This window comes from Mycobacterium asiaticum, assembly GCF_001668675.1.
In the GTDB taxonomy this organism is placed as follows: Bacteria; Actinomycetota; Actinomycetes; order Mycobacteriales; family Mycobacteriaceae; genus Mycobacterium; species Mycobacterium asiaticum_D.
This window is the reverse complement of sequence record NZ_LZKQ01000059.1, coordinates 1-7,040: the sequence shown is the minus strand read 5'-3', so window position 1 is coordinate 7,040 and position 7,040 is coordinate 1. Positions and strand designations below refer to the sequence as shown.

The following is a 7,040-nucleotide window of genomic DNA, read 5'->3' as shown; positions in this document are numbered from 1 at the left end:
GACGCTAAAGCCCCCGACACGCCGCGCGTGCGGGGGCTTTAGCGTCTGCTCGCGCAGAAACTAGCCGATGCGGCCGATGCCGGTGATGTTGCCCTGCATGATCTTGTTGCCCATCAACACCATCGACGCCGTCTGAATCGGATCGCTGAGAATCGTCGCCGACTTGGGTTGCTGATGCAGCAGTTGGCCGTTGTTGGGGTCGATGACGCTGTAGGCGAACAGGTCTGCCGGTGTCGTCTGGTCGAACCCGATCCGGGTGATGGTGTAGATCAGGCCATCGCCGGTCGACAGATGCGGCAGGGCCGCGCTGCGAACCTTGCTCTCCCACACCGTGTGACATCCGGGTCCGGGGTTGTTCATGTCCACCCTGGTCATGCCGCCCACGAAGGGCGCCGTTGGCGGTACCGCCGGGCCGGCATCGGGCGGAACGGCCGGATAGGGGTAGCCGTAGGTGCTGGCGATGAACATCGAATTCCCCACGCCGATCGGCGAGTTCTCACTGCCGGGCCCACCGAGCGTCAACACGGTCTGTTGACAAAGCAAAGCGCCAGTTCCGGATTGATACACCAGGGCGTGCACCTGTGGCTCGGCGTTATCCACGATCGTCACATACTCCGCGCCCGTCGGGCCGAAATAGGTTGGGGTGGAGCCGGTTCCCCAACTGAGCTGGCCGGGCTTGCGGGCGGGTCCGCGATCGTAGTTCTGGCTCCACAGTACTTGCGGGTTGCCCATGCCGTTGAGGTTGACCTCGTACAGAGCAAACGTGGTGGCGACCGCGACGCGGTTCTGCGGTGAAGCCGAAATGCTGTTCGCCACTTGCTGTCCGGCAGGCAGCTGCAGGCTCGCGACGCCACCGCCGGCCTTGGCCACGCCCACCACGCCGTTTCCGGTGGCGAACCAGACGTTGCCGAGGTAGTCGGGGACGACGCCCACCGAGCTGTCGCCCGGCGGTATCACGCCTGAGAGGTCGATGGACTCGGTTATGAAGAGGTGCCAGCGGCCCCTCTCGTCGCGGGCATGCGCGATGCGCAGCAGGTGGTTGGTGCCGTCGATCAGCACCATTTGATTGTTGTTGTCCAGGTAGGCATAGACCCCGCCCAGCAGGCCGCCCTTGGCGATGTCCATGCTGGCCAGCGGAATGACCTGCGGGACAATGCCGCCGGGATCGATCAGATGCAGCACCGGGGCTTGCGCGGCGATCGTGGTGCACAACGCCAGCACCAGCCCGTCAGTGCCCTGGGTGATCGTCGGGCATGCGGCCAGCAACGGAAATGCCAGGATCGGGACCAGGCGGGCACCCGGGCCGGGCAGCGGGCCGGCATCGGCCGACCCCGCGTCGTTGTGCATCGACGCGAGGCCGTTGGGGGCCATGAAAGGATTGGGCGGCCCCAGCGGCCCGAAGGCGTCGGCGGCGCGCGCGGGCGTGATGGCAGGCAGGAACGAGACAGCGCACGCGGTCAGCACTGCCAGCGGAATTGCCAGCAGCGCCTTCGGACATCGCGCCAAGTCGCCCTCCAGTGAATTGGGTCACATCGGAGTGTGGCGGTCATTGAGAACGACATGGCAACGGTCCGTTAACGATTCGGTGTCTCCGTCATACGGAATCCGGGACGTATACGCCGCTGCCCTGCGCCATGGCCGCCAGGGTCTCGTAGGCGATCCACACGAATCCGTCTCTGCCCCAACGCTTACCGAAACTGTTCTGCACCCGTACCGCACCGGCATGCGGGGCGTAGGCATCGTCGTAGGCGGTGATGAGCATGACATGACCGGCCTTCTTACCCTCCTTGTTGCGCATCCAGTTGCCGTTGCCGACGTAGACCGACGGCGCACCCCGGTAGTGCGGGAAGTCGGTGTAGAGGTAGGTGCCGAAGGCGATGGGCATGCCGTGTGTGATGACGGTTCGCAAGTTGGCCAAGCCATTTGAGCCGGTGATCTTCGTCAGCTTCCATTCCGGGATCCGGAATGCCGGATTCGGGCCGATTGTCCGGGCACCGTAATCCGACCAGTTGGCCTCACACGAGCTTTGGGACCGCTGACGCCCCCGGTTCGGCGCCGCGGCCAGCGACGGGGTTCCGCCGTTATCGCGAAGCCAGTTGAGACATTTGACCATCTGGCCGCCGCGGCAGGTGGGCTCGCTGAGTTGAATCGACTGCTGATACCTGATGTAGGCGTAGTCAGGGGCGGCCTGCCGGTCCGCGGTGATGGGCGGGATATTGCTGTGCCGCGCGGCGTAGAACGTGGCCAGACCGTAAACGGTGGCCCACACGAAGCAATTCGGCATGGTCTGCCGGCCCACCGGGGGCAAATACTGCGTCTTCACCGAGGCGGCGGCGGGCACCTCGCGGAGAGGCCGGGGCGGTTCGGGAACACCCGGCTCGGGAACCTCCGGATCGTATCCGTAGGAGGTGAGTTGATACGGCTCCTCGTCGGCGGTGCCACAGGCGGGCAGCGCCGCGGTGAGCGCGCCGGCGGCGGCGAGCGCCATGATCGAACGCCTGCCGATCCGCGCCTTCATGCCGACGACCTTATTCGCTGGGGCCGTCCGGGCGAACCTATGCTTGAGCCATGGCGTCGATCTTCACCAAGATCATCAACCGTGAGCTTCCGGGCCGATTCGTCTACGAGGACGACGACGTCGTCGCGTTCCTGACCATCGAACCCATGACGCAGGGCCACACCCTGGTGGTGCCCCGCGAGGAGATCGATCAGTGGCAGGGCGTGGAGCCCGAGGCGTTCAACCGCGTGATGGCGGTGAGCCAGCTGATCGGCAAGGCGGTCTGCAAGGCATTCCAGGCCGAGCGCGCCGGGCTGATCATCGCCGGGCTGGAGGTGCCGCACCTGCACGTCCACGTCTTCCCCACCCGCAGTCTCGCCGACTTCGGCTTCGCCAACGTGGACCGCAACCCGTCGGCGGAGTCGCTGGACGACGCCCAGGCCAAGATCAAGGCGGCGCTGGAACAGTTACGGTGAGCCCCGGCGGTGGTTAGCCCACCTGCGCGGGCACCTCGCTGACGCGCGGCAGCGCGACCCGGAAGCAGCACCCTTCACCGGGCGCGGTGGTCACCGTCACCCGGCCGCCATGTGCTTTCACCAGCGAGTCGACGATCGACAGCCCTAGCCCGGTACCGCCGCTGGCCCGCGCCCGGGACGCGTCGGTGCGATAGAAGCGTTCGAAAATGCGCTCGGCATCCTCCTGAGTCATCCCGGGGCCCTTGTCGGCAACCTCGAGGATCGCGTCCTCGCCGGCAGTGCCCACCCGCACCGTGATGTCGGCGCTGGTCGGGGTGTGCTGGATGCCATTGGCGATCAGGTTGCCCAACACCTGCCGTAGTCGCGGCTCGTCACCGAACACCTCCGGGGTGCCGGGGCCGTCGAAGACTTCCATGGTGATGATGCGGTCGGGGTCCATCGCCCGGCCGTCGTGCACGGCGTCGCTGGCCAGCGCCAGCAGGTCCACTTGATGGTGTTCCAGCGGCCGCTGCACGTCCAGGCGGGCCAGCATCAGCAGGTCGTCTACCAACAGGCCCATCCGGCTGGCCTCGCTCTCGATCCGGGAAAGCAGCATGGAAACGTCCCGCGCGGCGCCCTGCCGGTACAACTCCGCGAAACCGCGGATGGTGGTCAACGGAGTGCGCAGTTCGTGGCTGGCGTCGGTGATGAACCGCCGCATCCGCTCCTCCGAGCTGCGCGCCGTCGCCGCCGACGATTCGGAGGCGGCCAGCGCCTTCTGGATCTGGGCGAGCATTCCGTTGAGCGCCAACGAGAGTCGGCCAACCTCGGTGCGGGGGTCGCGCTCGCTGACACGTCGATCCAACTGTCCGGCGGCGATTGCCGCGGCCGTCTGTTCGACTTCGGACAACGGTTGCAGGCTGCGGTGCACCACGACGAAGCCGGCGACACCGACCACCACCAGCACCCCGGCCCCGATACCCGCCTGCAGCAACACCAGCGACCGCACGGTGTGGTCGACGTCGGACAGGTCGATCGCCACCGTGGTCAGCCCACCCCGCGGGCCGTGCACGGTGACCGCGCGCCACTCGATCGACGAGCCGCTCACTGACGGCAGCGTCGTCGGGTCGGGGCCGACGTCGTTGTCCGGGGGCAGGGCCGGCTCGGCATTGCGGTCGTTGATGGCCGTCATGGCGTGGCCGTCGGGATCGACGGCCCGTACATAGAACTTCGACGGCGGCCGGCCCGGCCCCGGCCCTTCCCCGTTGGACACCGTGTGCCGCCACGGAGCCTGCGCCCAGGTGCGGGTGGCGTCCATCAGGGTCGAGTCGATCCGGCTGACCAGGCTGTGCCGCAGGATCGACGTGACGGCCAGGCCAGAGACCAGCAGCCCACACAGCACCAGCACCAGGGTCGCCGCGACCAGGCCTACCCGCAGCGGCACGCCCCGTCGATACCGACTGGCCATCTCGCGTCGACTCAGCGCGGTTCGCGCAACACGTAGCCCACGCCACGCAGGGTGTGCAGCAACCGCTTCTCTCCGGTGTCGATCTTGCGGCGCAGATACGACACGTAGGACTCGACCACGTTGACGTCACCGCCGAAGTCGTACCGCCAAACGTGGTCGAGGATCTTGGGCTTGCTCAGGACCGTGCCGGCGTTGATCACGAAGTAACGCAGCAGGGTGAATTCGGTGGGCGACAATGAAACCGGTTGGCCGGCTTTCCACACCTCGTGGGTTTCCTCGTCGAGTTCGATGTCGGCGAAGGACAACCGCGAATTGCGCGGTTCGTTGCTGCTGCCCTTGCCGGCCCGCCGCAGGATCACCCTCAGCCGGGCGACGACCTCTTCGAGGCTGAACGGCTTGGTGACGTAGTCGTCACCACCCAGGGTTAGCCCAGCGATCTTGTCCTGCAACGAATCTCGGGCGGTCAGGAATAGGGCGGGGGCGTCGATACCGTCGGCACGCATGCGCCGCAGCACCCCGAAACCGTCCATTCCGGGCATCATCACGTCGAGGATCACCGCGTCGGGCCGAGATTCCCGCGCACGATCCAAGGCCTGGGCACCGTTGGCGGCGGTGAGAACCTCGAATCCCTGGAATTTCAGGCTTACTGAGAGCAGTTCGACGATGTTGGCTTCGTCGTCGACGACGAGGATGCGCGCCTCGGGTTTGGTCGTCTCGGCCGTATTGCTCAGTGTCATGAGGCCTTTACCTCCACCCGAACTTGTGTGTTAGCTCTGCAATCATTGAAAACTTCCTGAGAGGTCGTTGCAAGTCGACTGCTAGCAGTCTGCCAGGAGTCGACGAATTCGCTTGGACCCGCAGGGGGTTTTCCGGGCTAGACGTGAATAGACTCACAGAATGAACTTCGGCAAAGCCATTGTTGAGCTTGCGACCGCGCCGGCGCGCACTGGCCTTGCTGCCGCGGAGGCAAGCTTGAATCTCGCCGGTGCCGCAGTGGGTCTGGCCAAGCAGGCGCTCGGCGACACCAGCGGCCCGCGTGGATCCAACGCGATGGCGAACATGTTGGGCATCGACGACGCCCTCGCCCGGGCCAACCGGTTGGCCCGGCTCCTCGACGACGACATGCCGCTGGGACGCGCGGTGGCGCCGAACGGTCCGATGGACCGGATGCTGCGCCCCGGCGGAGTGGTGGATCTGCTGACCTCCGAGGGCGGGTTGATCGACCGCCTGACCGCGGAGGGCGGCGGACTGCAACGAGCCCTACAGCCCGGCGGGCTGGCCGATCAGTTGTTGGCCAACGACGGTCTGATCGAGCGGGTGCTGGCCGAGGACGGCCTGGCCGACAAGTTGCTCGCCGAGGGCGGCCTGGTCGACAAGTTGACCGCCAAGAACGGTCCGCTCGAGCAGCTGGCCGACGTGGCCGACACCCTGGCGCGCCTGGCGCCCGGAATGGAGGCACTCGAGCCCGCCATCGCGACGCTGCAGGAGGCGGTGATCTCGCTGACCATGGTGGTCAACCCGCTGAGCAACATCGCCGATCGGATCCCGCTGCCTGGGCGGCGGCCGCGCTCGACGTCACGGTCGGTCCGGTCGCAGCGGATCGTCGACAGCGACCAGTGACCCGATAGGCTAGCACCGGTTTCACCGGCCTCCTTAGCTCAGTGGTAGAGCACTCGCCTTGTAAGCGAGCGGTCGTCAGTTCAATCCTGACAGGGGGCTCTACCTGCGCGTATTGCGCGAGCTGACGCCTAGGCCAACCCATCCAAACCGAACAACAACCCGCCGGCGCCGGGGGTGCCGCCGGCGCCCGGCGGGACGCCTTTCCCGCCCTCACCCGCGTTGCCACCGTCGCCTACCAGGACGGCGTCCCCCCCGGCACCACCCTTACCGCCGGTGCCGAAGCTCTCTCCACCGGAGCCGCCAGCACCACCGTCGCCGAACAGACCGGCCTTGCCACCCGCGCCACCGGCCCCGCCGGTAGCGGCGGCGAACCCGCCGATGCCGCCGTCCCCGCCGTCGCCGGAGAGGATTCCGGCGTTGCCGCCGGCGCCGCCGACCCCGCCGACGGACCCGAGGCCGGTACCCATACCACCGATACCGCCGGCACCGCCGGAGCCGAAGAACATCCCGGCATTGCCCCCTACCCCGCCGGCCCCGCCAGTGGCGCCCGCACCGTTGGTGCCGACACCACCTGCCCCGCCGGGCCCGCCGTTGCCGAACAGCAACGCGGAGCCGCCGGCACCGCCGGCACCGCCCAGGCCGCCGGCCAAGATGCTGAGCCCACCGGACCCGCCGGCACCGCCCGTGCCGAACAACCCGCCCATTCCGCCGGCCCCGCCGGCGCCGCCGACGGTGTTGCTGGCGCCGGTGCCGCCGGCACCACCGATGCCGAACAACAGCCCGCCGGCACCGCCCGCACCACCGGCACCCCCGCCGATCAGAGCTGCGCCGCCGGCACCACCGTTGCCGAACAGCCCGGCGGCACCCCCGGCACCGCCAACCAAGCCGGACCCGCCCGCGCCGCCGTTGCCGACCAGGGTGCCGCGCACCACCGATGCCGCCGGCGCCGCCGGCACCGCCCGCGCCGCCGGCACCCCCGTGCCGCCTCTGGCGGTGGTGG

6 protein-coding genes, 1 tRNA gene and 1 pseudogene are annotated in these 7,040 nt (G+C 68.0%); 3 read left to right on the top strand and 5 right to left on the bottom strand.

Translation table 11 applies throughout. The features are described from left to right. Positions 1-60: 60 nt before the first annotated feature. Both A9X01_RS05720 and A9X01_RS05715 read right to left on the bottom strand, forming a co-directional pair. Positions 61-1,506, bottom strand: coding sequence for a hypothetical protein (locus tag A9X01_RS05720; RefSeq protein ID WP_065119816.1), 1,446 nt, complete (start codon positions 1,504-1,506; stop codon positions 61-63). Positions 1,507-1,594: 88 nt separating this feature from the next. Beyond that, entirely contained in the window at positions 1,595-2,518 is a 924-nt protein-coding gene (locus A9X01_RS05715; protein ID WP_065119815.1) for a C1 family peptidase, read from the bottom strand. 50 nt (positions 2,519-2,568) lie between these two features. Between A9X01_RS05715 and A9X01_RS05710 the strand changes: the two genes are divergently transcribed. Then, the gene (locus A9X01_RS05710) at positions 2,569-2,973 is read left to right on the top strand and encodes an HIT family protein (protein ID WP_065119814.1); all 405 of its coding nucleotides are present in this window, start codon (positions 2,569-2,571) and stop codon (positions 2,971-2,973) included. Between the two features lie 13 nt (positions 2,974-2,986). Here the strand turns inward: A9X01_RS05710 and A9X01_RS05705 are convergent, their stop codons facing one another. Both A9X01_RS05705 and A9X01_RS05700 read right to left on the bottom strand, forming a co-directional pair. Beyond that, positions 2,987-4,420, bottom strand: coding sequence for a HAMP domain-containing sensor histidine kinase (locus A9X01_RS05705; protein ID WP_065119813.1), 1,434 nt, complete (start codon positions 4,418-4,420; stop codon positions 2,987-2,989). An 11-nt stretch (positions 4,421-4,431) separates the two neighbouring features. Then, a complete protein-coding gene (locus tag A9X01_RS05700; RefSeq protein ID WP_065037909.1) occupies positions 4,432-5,157 on the bottom strand; it encodes a response regulator transcription factor in 726 nt (241 codons plus the stop codon). A gap of 160 nt (positions 5,158-5,317) precedes the next feature. Here A9X01_RS05700 and A9X01_RS05695 point away from each other — a divergent pair, with 160 nt between their 5' ends. Further along, the gene (locus A9X01_RS05695) at positions 5,318-6,040 is read left to right on the top strand and encodes a hypothetical protein (RefSeq protein WP_065119812.1); all 723 of its coding nucleotides are present in this window, start codon (positions 5,318-5,320) and stop codon (positions 6,038-6,040) included. Between the two features lie 27 nt (positions 6,041-6,067). Beyond that, positions 6,068-6,139 (top strand) — tRNA-Thr (locus tag A9X01_RS05690). Between the two features lie 614 nt (positions 6,140-6,753). On the opposite strand, the pseudogene A9X01_RS32165 reads toward A9X01_RS05690, so the two are convergent. Beyond that, positions 6,754-6,957, bottom strand: a pseudogene (locus A9X01_RS32165) (hypothetical protein); the annotation flags it as partial. Positions 6,958-7,040: the final 83 nt, after the last annotated feature.

What these genes read in the sequence shown, in the direction of transcription:
- A9X01_RS05715 (WP_065119815.1), bottom strand. Translation starts at nt 2,518, where the DNA reads ATGAAGGCGCGGATCGGCAGGCGTTCGATCATGGCGCTCGCCGCCGCC.
- A9X01_RS05710 (WP_065119814.1), top strand. Translation starts at nt 2,569, where the DNA reads ATGGCGTCGATCTTCACCAAGATCATCAACCGTGAGCTTCCGGGCCGA.
- A9X01_RS05705 (WP_065119813.1), bottom strand. Translation starts at nt 4,420, where the DNA reads ATGGCCAGTCGGTATCGACGGGGCGTGCCGCTGCGGGTAGGCCTGGTC.
- A9X01_RS05700 (WP_065037909.1), bottom strand. Translation starts at nt 5,157, where the DNA reads ATGACACTGAGCAATACGGCCGAGACGACCAAACCCGAGGCGCGCATC.
- A9X01_RS05695 (WP_065119812.1), top strand. Translation starts at nt 5,318, where the DNA reads ATGAACTTCGGCAAAGCCATTGTTGAGCTTGCGACCGCGCCGGCGCGC.